The following is a 14,801-nucleotide window of genomic DNA, read 5'->3' as shown; positions in this document are numbered from 1 at the left end:
GGTCCAGGCCGGTCTGGCGCTGGCCGTGAGCGTATACGCGCTTTCGGCATCCGCCTTCGCTCTCCTCCCCGGTGAACCGATGCTGGACAACACCGGCTCTTTCGCGGGCATCGGTGTCGCGCTGCTGCTCCCTCTCCGAGCCGATGGGGTGATCCCGGCGATGCGGCGCACCACTTCTACGGCGTGCCCGACGGTTCGCAGCTCAGAGCTGAACTCTGCCATGATCTTCCGCGTAGGCCTGGTAGATGTCGCGCGGTGTGCCACCGGTATGGAGAAAACGCTGGTCGAGGATCGTGGAAAGGTCCTCCAGTGCGGTGCTGAGCAGAGCGGCGGCGAACCGCACCTCGGCGTGCTGTGCGTCGCCGGCACGGTCGGCGAGGTCGGCGGCGTAGCGGACTCTGGCAGCCAGTGAGGTGTGGTCCTCACCTTCGTGGAAGTAGTACGACTCGGCGAACTGGAGAAAGTCCACCGAGATACGCGCCACTTCCCCGGCAAGGCTGTCCATGACGGCTGCTCCCAGAGGGGAGCCGAGCTGCGGCGGCGAGGGATCGTTCCGCTGCAACTGGGACAGCCGCAGAGCCAGTGTGCGTCTGCGGCTGAGTGCTGGATAGATCTCCAGCACCCAGGAGACCGTGGCCGTGAGCAGGGCGAATCCGACGAGGGCCTCCAGGGGCGCGACGATGCGCAGCCACGGCTCGGCCGGGGCGATGTCGCCGAGCCCGAGAGTCGCCACGGTGACCAGCGAGATATACAGCGAATCCACCGGCCCGCCGTGCTCGGCCGGCTTCAGGCCCGCGGCGAACGAAAAGGCGTCCGGCAGGTGCAGCCAGTAGATCAGTGCCCATCCCACGACGACAGTGCCCGCCCACATGGCCACCACCGTCACCATGGCGAGCGGACCGGCCAGCCCTGCCGCCCGTCTGCGAAGAGGGAGCCGCTGGGACAGTCTCCACAGCGCCGCCATGACGTGCCGGCTCAGCCCTCCGTGACGGGTGGGGTGCCACAGAGTGTGGAACACGTCCCGCAACGCGACCATGACGAGTGCTGCTCCGACCAATGAGACCAGCCATTTCACACGCGTCTCCCAGAACGTGGCGTATGCGTGCCCAGCATGCACGGCAGCCCGCTCGGAGCTGTGCAGGCCACGCCTCAGAGGGTGAGGCCTTGACGAGGTGTCTTCATTTCTTCCCCAGCAGGCACAACACGCCACGTCGGCAGGGCAGATGATTGTCTGCGGCGACGACGCGCCGACCGGCCCACTCGCCGCCGAGCTGCACGATGTCTACGGGAGCGGGTGACGCTTCTCGGTCGCGGTCGGCCACGCTGGCGGCGCGTGGCGGAGGCCGAGCTGCGCTTCGGGCTCGGGTTCAGTGCCTGAGCCCGACACCGTTGTCCGCGACGACCAGTCCTACCGGTGACGTCGCCCACCCCGCCTGGCGCGCGCCGTCGGCGTCTACCGGCTGTGGCGCGACGGCGGATTCGCCATCGGCGCGCTGCCTGCCGGGCGCTCGCCGGCGCGTACGGGCTCACCACCGCCATCTGGGCCGTCGCCGCCCTCACCGGGGCGTCCAGCCCTCTGGTGGCGGTCCGCATGAAACCCACCCACGGCCCTGACCGTGCGCCGAGCCCCGCCTCACGGCGCGGTTCGGTGACGTCAGCCCGCGTGGTCGGTCAGCCGTTCCGGGTCGAGGACGGTGATGCGGCCCCGGGCGAGGCGGATCAGGTGCTGGTCGGCGAAGTCGCGCAGCACCTTGGTGGTGGTTTCCCGGGAGGTGCCGGCCAGGGCGGCGATCTGCTGGTGGGTGAGCGCGATCTGCGGGCCGCGGGCACCTAGCACTCGGGGCCGGGTTTCGGCGGCGAGAGTGAGCAGGGTGGTGGCGATGCGCTGGGGGACGGATTTGAAGACGCTGTCGGAGAGGCGTTGTTCGAGGTCGGTCAGGCGGCGGCCGAGGATCTCGGTGATGCGTGCGGAGATCCGGGCGTCGGCCAGCAGGAAGCGGTGGACGTCGGCGCGGCTCATCACGCAGACGGTGACGTCGTCGAGGGCCTCGGCGAAGTTGTCGTGCATCCGCTGGCCGAGCAGCACCATCTCGCCGAAGATGGTGCCCGGGCTGATGATCGCGCAGGTCAGGGCGCGGCCGTCGGCGGAGACCCGGAAGATGCGGATGCGGCCTTTCTTGAGGATGAACAGCACCTCGGAGGGCTGGGACGGTGAGTACAGCAGCTCGCCGGCGCTGTAGGTCTTCATCGGGGCCGCGGCGGCGATGGCGTCCATCTCCGCATCGCTCAGGTCGCGGAAGATGTCGACCTCGGAGATGCACCACGTCTTCTCGGCGTCGTCACCGGTCTGGTTCATTTGATGTGATTCCTCGCGTCGTCCCGGCGCCCACGGCGGGGGCGCCGGGCCCCACGCTGGCGTGGCCAGCGCGCCCGCGCTGCTGGCCAGACAGTAGTCGTCCGGGGCACCCAGGAGAGGTTCGGTACTCCGGAGCGGTGAGCCGGGACCAGGTGTTGAGGCCGGCGATATCGGTGTCATCCCGCGGCCCGGCCGGTCCGCTTCCCCGCCATCTGGGCGATGCTCGAGAAGGTGATTCCCGCCAGGATGCCGAAGACGAGGTGGGCGCCGAGGCTGGATGAGGTGACGTCGTTCCAGTCGAAGACAGGCATGCCCATGTTGGCGGGCATGATCCACAGGGCGCCGACGGTCCACCACACGGCGCCGTAGACGAGACCGAGGGCGACGGCGGGCGCGAGGCGCTGCGCGAACTGTCCGAACAGGGCACCGAAGGTGATGCCGGCGAAGAGTGCGATGGACAGGTGGATCAGCCAGCCGGCGAAGGTGTTGGTGGTGCCGAGGAGACCGGCGACCATTGTGATCATCGCGGTGTCCGTCATCGGGCGGGACACCGACATCCAGATGCCCATTCCGATGCCGCCGAAAAGTCCGGCCGCGGCGCCCCAGGCGGCATGGAGGGGAATGGCCGCAGCCTTGGGTGATACATGCGCTGCAGTGGTCATGGTGATTGTCCCATCCGTGCTTCCGGTTTCTGCTTACCCGGTTGACGCTAGGACGGGTGGCATGGGCAGGTATGTGACCGCCCTTACCGACGCGCCGGTAGCCGTCGGCGGTAACCGGGCGGGCACGGTAGCGGTCGCAGCAGTGACCGCTGCTCTCTAGGGTGAGATATGGGGGCAACCGATCGGCTGGGCAGAGAGGAGTGGTCATCATGGCCGGCCGAAGCCGAAGCGAAGTTGAGTCGGAGATCAAGGAAACGCTGGGACTGGTTCCGCATTTCTTCTCCCGGATCCCCGACGACTTGCTGGACTACGAGTGGGAGATCTTCAAGAAGATCGAGCTCGGCGAGACACTCATTCCGAACAAGTACAAGGAACTGATCGGGATCGCTCTGCACTCCGAGACGAAGTGCCGTTACTGCACGCTCTTCCACACGGAGGCCGCGAAGCTGTTCGGGGCCACGGACGAAGAGATCCAGGAAGCCGTCCACTACGCGAAGAACAGCCTCGGCTGGAGCGCCTACCTCAACGGTGTCCGTGAGGACTACGACGACTTCGCGCAGGAACTGGGGCAGATCAAGGACTACCTGGCGTCGAAGGGCTGATCATGCAACTTGAGTGGGCTCGGCCGGGTGTTGTGCGTGCGACTGCTCACGCCTTCGAATTCGCGGCGCTTGTGGCCGCAGCCCGATTCGTAGCCGAGTCCACCCCCTCCGAAATCCCCGGGGAGGCCCTGGACGAACTTCGGCGGATTCTGGACGAATACGATGCGCAGACAGCGCGTCTACGCGAAAAGGCGCCTCCCGCGGACGTCGGGTGATTCGGCGATCAGCAGCGCGTATCCGAGCACGCCATCGGCCACGGCCGTCCGAGCCGCGCCCAGGGCCGTGGGGGCGGCGTCGAGGTCGATGTCGGCCGCGGTGAGCTTGTCCAGGGACGTCATGCGCAGGAGGTTCAGCCGCGCCTCGATCTGGTCGATCATCCGGAGCATCGTTGTGTCGTGCCGTTCGGTAAGTACCGTGCGCAAGCCGGCTGCCTCGAGGATCTGCGCGTACTCGTCCAGCGGCCGGGCGTCGGCGATGCAGGCGATGCGGGCGCCGAGCCCGGTGAGTTCGGGCGGGAGCCGGGCGGGGTCGATGGTGACGTCGGTGATGCCGAGCCTGCCACCGGGCTTCAGGACGCGGGCGAACTCGGCGGCGGCCCGGGTCTTGTCGGGGAAGGTGCACAGCGCGCACTCGCAGACCACGGCGTCGAAGACGGCGTCGGGGTAGGGCAGATGCTCGGCGTCCCCGGTGGTGAAGCGTGCTCTGTCGGCGAGTCCTGCGGCCTGGACCGCCCCTTGGGCGAGCGCGGTGTTGGCGGCGGAGTAGTCCACGCCGTCGACCACGGCGCCGTAAGCGTCGGCGAGGAGCAGGGCGGTGGTTCCGCGTCCGGAGGCGACGTCGAGGACCCGGTGCCCGGGCGCGAGCCTGAGAGCGTCGGCGAGACGTCGGGTGAGCGCGTTGCCGCCGGGGTGGTAGGAGCCGCCGAGGAGGAGGGCGACGATGTCGGAGGAGTACGCGGCGGCGCAGCACGTTTTCAGCTCCTCGCCCGTGGGGGGCTGGGTCATGACGAGGTCTCCCCTCCTGTGGCGGCGCGTGCGGTCTTCGATCCGTACGGGGTCGTGGTGAGGCGGTCAGCGAGGGGCAGGGCGTTGGGGACGACCGGGGCGATGGGCACGCCGGACATGTGGGCGCGGATCTGTTCGCGGTAGCCGACGGAGTTGTATGCGCAGAAGGGGATGAGGCGTCCGTCGGGGGTGATCTCCTCGACGCAGCACTTCATCAGCTGCTTGACGTTGAGGGTGTAGGGGTCCTGGAAGTCCTGCACCACGATCATGAACGTCTTGTCGTTCAGGTCCTTCACGGCCTGCGGCAGGTCAATGCCGCACGCGTCGGCGCAGTCCATCGCCTCGGCGGTCGCCCGCAGCTTCTCCTGTGTCGTCTCGGTGCCCATGAACGCGGACGCCGACCAGAGCTTCTCCAGGGCATTGCGGATACCGGCGTCCGGCATGACGCGGTTGGTCACGTAGTCGAGGTAGTCCTCGATCTGAAGCAGCCGCGGAATCGGCACCACGGTCCGATTCCCCGGCTCGCCATCCACCAGCAGATACGTGACGGAGCGGCAGGTCGGGAAGCAGCAGGGCACCGGGAAGAAATCGCCCCTCCGGAACCAGTCCGGCCGCTGCGCGCCGATCAGCTTGATCACGTCGGGGTTGGTCAGCCGGTTCAGCGGATCGAACTCAACATGCCGCCCCGAGTGGGTAACCGGCTGGAAGGCGACCGAGCGGACGGCGGGATGGTCGATTCCGTATTCGATGATCGCACCGAGTTCGTGCTCGTTCAGACCACGTTCGACGGCGGCGACCAGGGTGACGGTCAGTCCGGCCTCGGCACAGTTGTCGAGCGCCCGCTGCTTGAACGTCCGCAGGTCGCGGCCGCGGATCTCCAGGTGGGTGCGTTTGTCGAAGCCGTCGAACTGTAGGTAGATGTTCACCGAGCGGCCCGGCACCTGGTTGCGTTTGCCCAGCTCGGTGACGAAGTTCCGGTCGGTGGCCAGGCGGATGCCGTTGGTGTTGAGGGTGACGTTCTTGATGGGTCGCTGTTGGGCGAGGCCGATGAAGTCGAGGATGTGCTTGTGGATGGTGGGCTCTCCGCCGGAGAACATCACCACCTCCACCTCACCCTCGCTCTCGACGAAGACGTCCAGCATCCTGGCGCACTGCTCGTGGGTGATGGAGTAGCCATCACTCTGGTGGCCGGAGTCGGCGAAGCAGATCGGGCAGTCCAGATTGCAGCCGGTGTTGACCTCAATGATGCCCAGGCAGGCATGCTGCTTGTGCTCCGGACACAGCCCGCAGTCGCTCGGGCAGCCGTCTTTCACTTCTGTCTGGAAGGTGAGCGGGATGGTGCCGGGCTTGTTGAACCGGGCCGAGGCCAGGTACTCCTCCGCATCCCCATAGACCAGGGCCTCGAACTCTCCGTGCTCGCGACAGCGTTTACGCAGGTAGACCTTGTTCTCACGAATGTTCACCTGGGCGTCGACCGGCGTCTTGCACATCGGGCAGATCGACTTCGTGAACTCCACGAACACCTCGTCCCGGTCCACTTTGCGCCTGGGCGCTGGTGCCTGGGTCATCGAAGAACTCCTCTCCCCTTGGGGGCCTCTGCTGTTCACCGGACGTCACGGCCCGGGGCGTCTTCTTGGTGGGAGGCGGACCGGGGACGATGGGGCAGCAGTCCTCCGGGCGGGCGCCGCGGCGACGGGCGCGGCAGCGCAGGGCGTAAGCGGCACCGGTGAGGAGCACGACCGCGCCGACCGTGATCAGCCACGGGTTGTCGAGCCAGCCGCCGACGCCGCCCAGCGCCCCGCCGGTCACCAGAAGCGGGGCCGCGCAGCACACCACCATCAGCAGCCCGGCGCCCACGACGGCCGCCACACCGCCGAGACCTGAGCCTTCACGGGATGCGGACATCACGACCCGCCTCTACTCCATCGGCATGCCGGGCGGGAGCCTGGCGGGCTGCGCGCAGCATCAGCCCGGCGTAGAGCAGCGTCAGCGAGTCCTGAAGCAGGACGAACCAGCTCAGCCGCTGGGCCAGGTAGATCCCGAAGCAGCCGCAGTTGGCCACCGCGAGGCCGCGCGCATACGCCTGCACAGCCAGCAGCGACCACACCACCGACACCGCTGTGAATGCCCACACCGGCGGCAGGGCTTTCGAGCGCGGTCGGGCCAGGAACCAGACGCCGCACACCAGCTCTCCGGTGATCAGTGCCACGGCCAGCGCGGTCGCGGCGGCCTCGGTCACCAGCCCGTACGCGGACAGGATGGCGGGCATGTGCCCGAGGGAGGCGAGCTGACCGATGGCCATCGCCGTGTACACCGCGCCCAGCGCGATCCTCAGCACCATGATCCGAACGTAGGCCCCTGGGCAAGGCGAGAACTGTAAGCGCGCTCACCGAACCACCACCTCGCTCGCGGGACGATCAGCAGCATCAAGCGGTGTCCTTCACCGCGCGAGCCGGTGTCCCGAGGATTCGGGAGGTGCCAGGTGACCGGTCAGCAGTCCCCCCGCCCGCGTCGAAGGCAGGCAATCAAGGGCGCGGGCGTGATCGGGGCGGCCACGTTCCTGCTCGTGGGCGGGGTCGTCATCGGCTGGCAGGCCCTCTCCGATCGCCCATCCGAGCCGGTGACGGCCGTGCAGACTGGCGAGAACCCGTCGCTGGAGGCGCTGGCCGCTGCCGCAGTCTCCGGCGGGCCGGGCAAGGACGGGATCCCGTCCGTCGACCGGCCACGGTTCGTCCAGGCGCGCGACGCGGACTTCCTCGCCGACGACGAGCCGGTGTTCGGGCTGGAGTACCGCGGCGAGGTAAGGGCGTAACCCACAGCTCGTGCTGGTGTGGCACGAGATCGTCAACGACACCGCCGGCGGCCGGCCGATCGCTGTCACCTACTGCCCGCTGACCGGCACGGTCATCGGGTTCAAGGCACCGCCCGGCGTCCAGCAGCTGACGTTCGGCACCACCGGCCGCCTGATCAACTCCAACCTGCTGATGTACGACCGGCAGACCGGATCCGAGTGGCCCCAGCTGCTCGGCACCGCGGTCAGCGGCCCACTCAAGGGCACCCGACTGGACACCGTCCCCCTGGTGTGGACCACCTGGAAGCAGTGGAGGACCGCGCACCCCGACACCCAGGTGCTCTCGCCCGACACTGGGGCACTGCGCAGCTACGGCAGCGACCCGTACGGCTCCTACGACTCGTATCCGGACCGCAGCGGCTACGCGCAAGGAAGGTCGCCCACCAGGGCGCATACCGTGGGGTCAGCCGTGCGGAGGCGGCAGCCAGCAGAACCCCGCACGCCGTAGCGCCCTGACCAGCCATTCGCTCACGCGATCGCGCAGCCGCACCGGGCCCGGGACAGCCGGGGATTCCGGCAGGACGCGATCACCGGCCACGCGCCGTTCAGTGCGTCCGATCCGTCTTGGTGCCATTGGCCCGCACCTTTTTCCATCAGCTGCCGCACGAACACGGCAAGCCCGCCGTTCCGTAACCCCGCATCGGCCGACACAGGGCACTCGGGCTCACGGCAGGGCCGAGCGCCTCTCCGCCTCCTGCCTGACCGCTGCCAGGGACGCTGCGACGGTCGCCTCCCAGCGCGGAGCGACCATGCCGCCCCACCACTGACCCGCCCGCCACAAGTCCGTGGAGAGTTCACCCTCGTACACCAGCCGGGTCCCCGGCCCCCGCTCGCTGAGCGTGAACGACTCCGTGACGGCGGGCACGGGCCCTCTCACCAGCCGGAAGTCGACCCGCTCCGGGCGGCTGAACTTCACCGTCTCCACCGTCGTCGTCGTCAGCCGCCCACCCGCAACCGGCGTGTGATGCGCTGCCAGCACCATGTCGGCGCCACGCTCCACCACCTGCACCTTCTCCCGCATCGCGCGCGTAGCCCGCCCGAGATAGGGCTGGGCGATCACCTCGAACACCACCTCGCGGGGCGCCGCGATGTCGACCGTCTGCGGCCCCAGCGGGCGCGTCCGCCGGCCAATCCCCACATCCAAGGGCAGCGCCCCCGTCACCAGCCCCACATACCCGGCCACCGCACCACCTGCGACCCCCACGACCACCAACCCGCCGACCCATGCCATGCCCTCGCCCTTCCTGCTGGGCCTGTTCCTCTCAGAATGAGGCTAGGGCGGATGCCCCAGCTGATCGGTGAGCGCGCTCACCTTCAACCACCGTCCAGCCGCCTACCGTGAGCGCAACCCAGCACCCACCCATAACCCCAGGAAAGGACACGGGCGTGGAGTCCGCAGTGAAGTCCGTATCCGAGTTCGCCGACAGCCGCGCTGCCACCAACGCCCTCCTGAACATCCTGCGGGGAGGGCGCCTCTCCCCGCCCGCCGTCGCACGCTTCCTGGCGCAAGCCGCCCACAGATCACTGCGGCAAGCGGCCAACCGCCCACGAGCCCTGGCCGAGCTCACCGCCTTGCACAGTCTGCTGCTCGCCCTGGCCGCGGGCAGGCGCCCGGGACGCCGCTGGGTGGCAACCAGCTGGGCCCTCGCCGTGCTGCACCTGGGCCTGCTGGAGCGGCGCGAACAGCTCACCGCCGCCGACACGCTCACTCTGATCCGCGCCAACCTGCCGGCCCTGCCCGGCGGGGCGAGTCGCTGGTCCGGGCCGCTGGCGATTGTCCTCGACCTCGCCGACGGCCGCCTGGCCCGCCGCCGCGGCACCGTCTCCCCGTTCGGCGACTACGCCGACACCTTCGCCGACGCCGCGTACTGGACCTGGCTCACCCTGCGCCACGAACCCAGCCGCGCCGTACGGACCGCCGCCGTCGCAGCATGGGCGCTTCCCGTAGTCACCGTCACGGCGATGGCGCTGCGCCGTGGCACCATGCCCGAGCGGCCCCGCCCCACGCTGCTGCGGCCGGCCGCCGTCATGCAGGGCCTCGTCGCACTACGCCACCTCACCCGCCGCTGACCCCTCACTCAGACGCCGTCGGCGCCCGACCGCGACGGCTCCTGCGCGCCCTCGACGGTGACGCCCTGCCAGAACGCCACGTGATCCTTGATCTTCCGGGCCAGGGGGCTGGGCTTCGGGTAATACCAGGCGGCATCCGGATTCGGCCGACCTTCGACCTCAAGGCCGTAGTAGCGGGCCACTCCCTTACAGAAGCACAGGGACCAGGTCGTGCTCCGCTCGGCGTGAAGTGCTGACGGTGCAGCGTCTCGGGCGGGAAGCAGTGGTTGCCCTCGACGATCACCATGCGCGGGACCTCCGCGATCACCGTGCCGTTCCATACCGCGCGCAGCATGGCCTGCTCCTCATCCACGGAAGCGCAGGTGGCTCTCACCCTCCGACTGCTCGGCGGCCTGTCGACCGCGGAGGTCGCACGATCCTTCCTCCTGACTGAACCGACGATGGCGCAACGCCTCGTGCGTGCCAAGCACAAGATCAAGGCCGCCCGGATCCCCTACCGCGTACCGGAGGATCACGAGCTGCCCGACCGCCTGCCCCTGGTGCTGGCCGTCGTCTACCTCGTCTACAACGCCGGACTGACCGGACAGGCCGAACAGGGTCTGTGCCCCGAGGCGATCCGGCTGGCACGGATCCTGACGACGCTCATGCCCGACGAGCCGGAGGTGGCCGGCCTGCTCGCACTGTTGCTCCTGACCGAGTCCCGTCGCGCGTCACGACTGCGGCCCGACGGCTCCCTGGTGCTGCTCGGCGAGCAGGACCGCGGCCGATGGGATCGGGCCTTGATCGAGGAGGGCCAGGCGATCGTCCGCAAGTGCCTTCACCGGGACCACCCCGGTGTCTATCAGCTCCAGGCCGCCATCAATGCCGTACATGGGGACACCGCGACATTCGAGCAGACCGACTGGTCGCAGATCGTCGCCCTGTACGATCAGTTGCTCGCGATCGCTCCCACGCCGGTCGTGGCTCTCAACCGTGCCATCGCCATCGGCGAGGTGCACGGCCCCACCGCCGCACTGGCTCTGGTGGACGAGCTGGACTTGGACAACTACCACCCCTTCCACGCCACGCGAGCCGATCTGCTTCAACAACTGGGCCGGAACAGCGAGGCCGCGGCCGCCTATGAGCGTGCGGCCGCCATGGCGCCGACGGACGCAGAGCGGGACTTCCTCAGGCTCGGCGGCCGAGCTGCGCGCTGAGCGAACCGGCTTGCAGCGCGCGGGCATCGCGCGCGTAGCCGCCCGCCGTCAGGGCGTGGCTCAGTGCCCCGTGCTCCAGAGGGCGGAACCATGGGCATGGTTTCGAGTAGGAGTTGGCGCGGGATCGCCCCTCATTTTTTTTGTCCGCTACTGCTCGCTGACAAAAACCCGGGCTTCGTCGATCAGTTCAGCCCAACGGGCCGCATCGCGGTCGCCGATCACGACCCACTCTCGGAAGGTCCGCCCAGCCGGCGTGAACGGCTGGCCAGCACCGTCCGCAATGAGCTGTTCGACGCGCTCGTGGGGGAGTTTGACTACAAGGTCGCCCGACCGGGGATCGCAGGAGGCAAAGAAGGCGCCGGAGACCCGCAGGCAGGGGAACCCCATCATCGTGCCGGTCGCCACATCCGGGTGGGCGAGAGCTGGTGTGCTGACATCTGTGAAGAAGTCGGTAGGGCAGTCAGACATCGGTGGCCTCCCAGCGTGGTGGATTTCAGTGGCGAAGACGGAAGACCGAAAGCGATGCTTCCACCGGCCCGCCAGCCAAGGAACGCGGACACAGGCTCCGGTCGTTGCCCGCGCGCGCCGGCCCAAGTAGTCCTTTCCCCCGTCGGGGCTCCGGCATCAGCACGGCCGCCGACATCACCGACCGCCTGCCTGCGGCAACCTCTGCGCCGCCCGCGGTCCACGATGCCGCTCGGGCAAGGCGGCGGCCGGTCACGGTGCGGTCTCCGGCTCGCCCTCGACCCGCACGCCCTGCCAGAACGCGACATGGTTCTTGATCCGGCGTGCGAGGGGGCTGGGGTGTGGGTAGTACCAGGCCGCGTTCGGGTTCGACCGCCCGTCGACAGTGATGGTGTAATACCGGGCGAGCCCCTTCCAGAAGCACAACGACCGAGAGCGGCTCTCGGTGAAGTACTGGCGGTTCAGCGCCTCGGGTGGGAAGTAGTGGTTGCCGTCCACCACGACCGTGCGCGGTGCCTCCGCGATGGCAGTTCCGTTCCATACAGCGCGAAGCATGGCCATGCTCCTCCTCGTGCGCCAACCCGGGACGTTCCCCGGTCCTGATCACGCTATGCGCGGCCGGTGCGTGGTTCAGTGACGGCGCTCACCGTTCGCCGCGTCGTCTGTCCCGATGAGGATGCGGCAGATGTCGGCGTCGGTGCAGTCGGCCGGATCGGTCGCGGCTGCCCGCGAGGCGAGGGCGCGCAGGGCCGTTCGGGTGGCGCGGAGTTCGGCCACGCGTCGGTCGATGTCGGCGAGATGCTGGTCGATGAGTGCCGTGACGTGCGCGCAGGGGGATGCTCCGGCATCGCGCAGGGCGAGCACCGAGCGGATCTCGGCGAGGGTGAGCCCGGCTCCTTGGGCGTCGCGGATGAACGCCAGCCGCCTCGTGGTCTGCTTCGGATAGTCGCGGTAGCCGCCCGGGGTGCGGGGCGGGGCGGGCAGGAGCCCGGCCTGCTCGTAGAAGCGGATGGCCTTCGTGGTCAGCCCGCTGGAGGCGGCGAGGTCACCGATGCGCATGTCTCCAGGCTAGCCCTTGACCTTCCACTGCACTGGAAGGTCTACGGTCCGGACAGAGCTGATGAGCCGGGAGGACACGCCATGAACGAACGGGATACCAAGGTGCGGATCACGGTGCTGGCGGTTCCGGACTGCCCGAACGCCCCTGTCGTACGCGACAGGATCGAGGCCGCTCTGGCCGGCAGGGCCGCGCAGGTGGACCTGATCGAGGTGTCCGACGAGGCCGGAGCCGTCCGGTGGGGGCTGACCGGCTCACCCACCGTCCTGCTCGACGGCGCCGATCCGTTCGCCGCTGCCCGGGGCGACCGGCCCAGCGTCTCCTGCCGCCTCTACCGCCATGCGGACGGCACCACTGACGGGGCACCGAGCGTGGCGGAACTGCGACGCGCGCTCGCGGAGGCCGGTCTGCCCGAGGCCGCGGGGTAGCAGTGCTGCGAGGCGGACATCCTCGATCCTCTGGGCCGGGCAGGCCGGGGCGGGCCGAGACCGGTACTCGGCCCGCCCCCGACTCACTGGAGCCGATCGCCGAGTCGTACTACCGCACGGCCCGTGACGTGCGACGAGGCCGCGCGGCTGCTGGCTCAGTCACCGCCCGGACTTACGCTGGAACGGAGACCAGAGGGAGAGGGCAGCAATGTGCATGGAGAGGGGCTTGGGCAGTGCCACGACCCGTGATGCCCTGACGAGGCAAGCCAGGCAGTTCGAAGATCGTGCGGTCGAGGCGAAGGCCAGGGGGCAGGTTGGGAAAGCGGAGAGGCTGTGGGCCAAAGCCGAACGCTGCCGGGCGGCCACAGCGCGGCTCGATGAGGTTGAGACCCGCCGCATCGTCCGGGTTACGTGATCAGCCGTAGCCTGTGATCAGGCGGCTGACCTGTGAAGAGGCCGTGCGGCTCCACCCTCGGGCGAAGAGGGCGGGGCCTTTTCGCCGGTAAGGCTCTCCGCTGCGCAGAGATTTGCAGTCCACGCCCCGACGTGGAGTTACCGGTCAACCGTGCTTGGGCACACGCCCCCTGGGGGACCTCCAGGGGACGGTGAGGGGGCGTAACGATCTGCACGGATCGACGAGCACCACGCTGTGAGATCGGCGAGGCGGCGGCCGGGGATCGCCGTGATACGCGCGGCGATACGGGCGTCGGAGAGCAGAAAACGGTGCACGTCCCGTCCCACTGGTGTGGACGACGTGGAAGCAGTGGCGTACCGCGCACCCAGACACGGACGTGCTCTCCACCGACACCGGCGCCCTGCGCAGCTGCGGCAGCGACCCGTACCGCTCCTACGACGGGTACCCGGATCGCGGCGGCTACGCCACGAGTGACCCTTCCCCGACAAGGACATCGTGATCGGCGTACGCGTCGGTGAGGAACGGCTGGCCCATCCACAAGGATCTCGTCCGTACCACCGGACGCACGGCTGCTCAGAGTCCTGCCCGCGTTCCTGCTCGGATTCGCCTGCCGCGTACCGACGTTCCTGCTCGTCCTGGGGACCAGCACGGCAGCGGCGCTCCTGCCGGTGCTGATGCCCTTGCGTCCGGTTTTCTATCCGCTCTAGACCGTGGCACCCCGGCTCCGCTGCACCCGCTCGCGCAGCGTGCGCGCGAACTCCTCGGCCCGCGCCAGCTGGACGCGCAGCTTGGCCACCTGCTCCGCAGTGCCTTGCTCGTATTCGCGGACACGCTTCAGCAGGGCCTCGCGCTCATCCGGCGTCAGCTGCTCACCATCAAGGCGGTCGGTGGCGTCCAGCAGGTCACGCATCTGATCCAGGGTGAAGCCGAGTGGTTTCATCCGGCGGATCACCATCAGGCCGACATCGGCCTCGGTGTAGAGGCGGAAGCCGAGACCGCCACCATCTTCAAAGCCGGCCTCCACATCGCGGGCATCTTCATCTGGTCAGCGAGATGATCCGGGGGAATCGGCTTCGGGCCTTTCCGCAGAATCGGCGCGCCGGGCGCTTTAAACGCAGGGGCCGGGCGGCCGAGGGCTCGAGGTGGAGCTGCTCGATCGCCTCGATCACGAACCAGGCGAGGTGGTCCTCGGGCAGCCAGTCGCGCAGGTCAGGGGGCTGCAGGGGGGCAGCAGCGCGTGGTCTCGATCGCATGTGAGGATGTTCTGTGGCATGCCCCGATGGTTCAAAACGGCCTGGACAGCAAAGGTTTGTGCGACAGCCTCCTTGAGAATCAGGTGCCAGAGTTATCGACGAACCCCACGATATCGAGATATTCGATTTTGGGCGGGACGCCATAAATCCCCGTCACCTTGTCGACGAGCTCCTCCGTGAAGAAGGCGCGGCCTTTCTCCTCGTCATCCCACACGTAGAAGTTCCTTGCCTGAACGCCGTCTTCGTCGAGCATGAAGCTCTTGAAGCGAAGGCCGGCCATGCCTTCGAACGGTCCTCGGAGTTCGCCGGCAATCTTTGCGATAGTTGAACGATCGAACTTGTCGGTCTGCGCGAAAGTCACGAGCACGCCGATCATCGGGCCTCCTATCGATCGAGTGATGCTAGCGGCGGATCCTAGTACACGCGGCCGGAAATTCTGGTC

Annotated in this window: 20 protein-coding genes and 1 pseudogene; 7 read left to right on the top strand and 14 right to left on the bottom strand. The window is 68.5% G+C overall.

Annotated elements, in window-relative coordinates:
• Nucleotides 1-202 precede the first annotated feature (202 nt).
• From OOK40_RS00360 to OOK40_RS00350, 3 genes are all read right to left on the bottom strand, one after another.
• Nucleotides 203-1,075, bottom strand: coding sequence for a potassium channel family protein (locus tag OOK40_RS00360; protein ID WP_266475574.1), 873 nt, complete (start codon nucleotides 1,073-1,075; stop codon nucleotides 203-205).
• A gap of 579 nt (nucleotides 1,076-1,654) precedes the next feature.
• Nucleotides 1,655-2,356, bottom strand: coding sequence for a Crp/Fnr family transcriptional regulator (locus OOK40_RS00355; protein ID WP_266475572.1), 702 nt, complete (start codon nucleotides 2,354-2,356; stop codon nucleotides 1,655-1,657).
• Between the two features lie 176 nt (nucleotides 2,357-2,532).
• Nucleotides 2,533-3,018, bottom strand: coding sequence for a hypothetical protein (locus OOK40_RS00350; RefSeq protein ID WP_266475570.1), 486 nt, complete (start codon nucleotides 3,016-3,018; stop codon nucleotides 2,533-2,535).
• 209 nt (nucleotides 3,019-3,227) lie between these two features.
• Between OOK40_RS00350 and OOK40_RS00345 the strand changes: the two genes are divergently transcribed.
• The gene (locus OOK40_RS00345; RefSeq protein WP_266475568.1) at nucleotides 3,228-3,620 is read left to right on the top strand and encodes a carboxymuconolactone decarboxylase family protein; all 393 of its coding nucleotides are present in this window, start codon (nucleotides 3,228-3,230) and stop codon (nucleotides 3,618-3,620) included.
• A gap of 179 nt (nucleotides 3,621-3,799) precedes the next feature.
• Here OOK40_RS00345 and OOK40_RS00340 read toward each other — a convergent pair whose 3' ends face one another.
• Genes OOK40_RS00340 through OOK40_RS00325 form a run of 4 tightly spaced genes read right to left on the bottom strand, consistent with a single transcriptional unit; the run spans nucleotide 3,800 to nucleotide 6,965 of the window.
• Nucleotides 3,800-4,624: a class I SAM-dependent methyltransferase gene (locus tag OOK40_RS00340; protein WP_266475567.1), complete on the bottom strand. Its 825-nt coding sequence runs from the start codon at nucleotides 4,622-4,624 to the stop codon at nucleotides 3,800-3,802.
• Nucleotides 4,621-6,192 (bottom strand): radical SAM protein, encoded by a 1,572-nt coding sequence (locus tag OOK40_RS00335; protein ID WP_266475565.1) that lies wholly within the window; start codon nucleotides 6,190-6,192, stop codon nucleotides 4,621-4,623. Before OOK40_RS00335 ends, OOK40_RS00340 begins: the two co-directional genes overlap by 4 nt.
• Complete coding sequence (locus OOK40_RS00330; protein ID WP_266475563.1) at nucleotides 6,074-6,529, bottom strand: hypothetical protein; 456 nt, start codon at nucleotides 6,527-6,529, stop codon at nucleotides 6,074-6,076. Before OOK40_RS00330 ends, OOK40_RS00335 begins: the two co-directional genes overlap by 119 nt.
• Nucleotides 6,513-6,965, bottom strand: a complete 453-nt coding sequence (locus OOK40_RS00325; RefSeq protein ID WP_266475561.1) for a MauE/DoxX family redox-associated membrane protein — start codon at nucleotides 6,963-6,965, stop codon at nucleotides 6,513-6,515. The genes OOK40_RS00330 and OOK40_RS00325 overlap by 17 nt, the downstream gene beginning before the upstream one ends.
• A 141-nt stretch (nucleotides 6,966-7,106) precedes the next feature.
• Between OOK40_RS00325 and OOK40_RS00320 the strand changes: the two genes are divergently transcribed.
• Together OOK40_RS00320 and OOK40_RS00315 are read left to right on the top strand one after the other, a co-directional pair.
• Nucleotides 7,107-7,436, top strand: coding sequence for a DUF3179 domain-containing (seleno)protein (locus OOK40_RS00320; RefSeq protein ID WP_266475559.1), 330 nt, complete (start codon nucleotides 7,107-7,109; stop codon nucleotides 7,434-7,436).
• A gap of 10 nt (nucleotides 7,437-7,446) precedes the next feature.
• On the top strand, nucleotides 7,447-7,923 hold the full coding sequence (locus OOK40_RS00315; RefSeq protein ID WP_266475558.1) for a DUF3179 domain-containing (seleno)protein: 477 nt from the start codon (nucleotides 7,447-7,449) through the stop codon (nucleotides 7,921-7,923).
• A 216-nt stretch (nucleotides 7,924-8,139) separates the two neighbouring features.
• Here OOK40_RS00315 and OOK40_RS00310 read toward each other — a convergent pair whose 3' ends face one another.
• Complete coding sequence (locus tag OOK40_RS00310; protein ID WP_266475557.1) at nucleotides 8,140-8,706, bottom strand: SRPBCC family protein; 567 nt, start codon at nucleotides 8,704-8,706, stop codon at nucleotides 8,140-8,142.
• 155 nt (nucleotides 8,707-8,861) lie between these two features.
• Here OOK40_RS00310 and OOK40_RS00305 point away from each other — a divergent pair, with 155 nt between their 5' ends.
• Nucleotides 8,862-9,545 (top strand): CDP-alcohol phosphatidyltransferase family protein, encoded by a 684-nt coding sequence (locus OOK40_RS00305; RefSeq protein WP_266475556.1) that lies wholly within the window; start codon nucleotides 8,862-8,864, stop codon nucleotides 9,543-9,545.
• A gap of 8 nt (nucleotides 9,546-9,553) precedes the next feature.
• Here the strand turns inward: OOK40_RS00305 and OOK40_RS00300 are convergent, their stop codons facing one another.
• Nucleotides 9,554-9,865 (bottom strand): DUF427 domain-containing protein, encoded by a 312-nt coding sequence (locus OOK40_RS00300; RefSeq protein ID WP_266475554.1) that lies wholly within the window; start codon nucleotides 9,863-9,865, stop codon nucleotides 9,554-9,556.
• Nucleotides 9,866-9,881: 16 nt separating this feature from the next.
• Here OOK40_RS00300 and OOK40_RS00295 point away from each other — a divergent pair.
• Nucleotides 9,882-10,741 (top strand): annotated as a pseudogene (locus OOK40_RS00295) (RNA polymerase sigma factor); the annotation flags it as partial.
• A 147-nt stretch (nucleotides 10,742-10,888) separates the two neighbouring features.
• Here OOK40_RS00295 and OOK40_RS00290 read toward each other — a convergent pair.
• From OOK40_RS00290 to OOK40_RS00280, 3 genes are all read right to left on the bottom strand, one after another.
• Nucleotides 10,889-11,209, bottom strand: coding sequence for an MmcQ/YjbR family DNA-binding protein (locus OOK40_RS00290; RefSeq protein ID WP_266475552.1), 321 nt, complete (start codon nucleotides 11,207-11,209; stop codon nucleotides 10,889-10,891).
• A 249-nt stretch (nucleotides 11,210-11,458) separates the two neighbouring features.
• A complete protein-coding gene (locus tag OOK40_RS00285) occupies nucleotides 11,459-11,761 on the bottom strand; it encodes a DUF427 domain-containing protein (protein WP_266475551.1) in 303 nt (100 codons plus the stop codon).
• Between the two features lie 75 nt (nucleotides 11,762-11,836).
• Nucleotides 11,837-12,265 carry a heavy metal-responsive transcriptional regulator gene (locus OOK40_RS00280; RefSeq protein WP_266475550.1) on the bottom strand — a complete coding sequence of 143 codons (429 nt, stop codon included), beginning with the start codon at nucleotides 12,263-12,265 and terminating at the stop codon, nucleotides 11,837-11,839.
• 81 nt (nucleotides 12,266-12,346) lie between these two features.
• Here OOK40_RS00280 and OOK40_RS00275 point away from each other — a divergent pair, with 81 nt between their 5' ends.
• Both OOK40_RS00275 and OOK40_RS00270 read left to right on the top strand, forming a co-directional pair.
• On the top strand, nucleotides 12,347-12,691 hold the full coding sequence (locus OOK40_RS00275; protein ID WP_266475548.1) for a hypothetical protein: 345 nt from the start codon (nucleotides 12,347-12,349) through the stop codon (nucleotides 12,689-12,691).
• Nucleotides 12,692-13,431: 740 nt separating this feature from the next.
• On the top strand, nucleotides 13,432-13,605 hold the full coding sequence (locus tag OOK40_RS00270) for a DUF3179 domain-containing (seleno)protein (protein WP_266478670.1): 174 nt from the start codon (nucleotides 13,432-13,434) through the stop codon (nucleotides 13,603-13,605).
• A gap of 204 nt (nucleotides 13,606-13,809) precedes the next feature.
• On the opposite strand, the gene OOK40_RS00265 is transcribed toward OOK40_RS00270, so the two are convergent.
• Both OOK40_RS00265 and OOK40_RS00260 read right to left on the bottom strand, forming a co-directional pair.
• The gene (locus OOK40_RS00265) at nucleotides 13,810-14,130 is read right to left on the bottom strand and encodes a MerR family DNA-binding protein (RefSeq protein ID WP_266475546.1); all 321 of its coding nucleotides are present in this window, start codon (nucleotides 14,128-14,130) and stop codon (nucleotides 13,810-13,812) included.
• A 308-nt stretch (nucleotides 14,131-14,438) separates the two neighbouring features.
• On the bottom strand, nucleotides 14,439-14,735 hold the full coding sequence (locus OOK40_RS00260) for a hypothetical protein (RefSeq protein ID WP_266475544.1): 297 nt from the start codon (nucleotides 14,733-14,735) through the stop codon (nucleotides 14,439-14,441).
• Nucleotides 14,736-14,801 lie beyond the last annotated feature (66 nt).

Source organism: Streptomyces sp. NBC_01481 (assembly GCF_026339995.1).
Lineage (GTDB): Bacteria > Actinomycetota > Actinomycetes > Streptomycetales > Streptomycetaceae > Streptomyces.
Note: the sequence above shows the minus strand (reverse complement) of the source record. Positions and strands in the feature narration are given on the sequence as shown.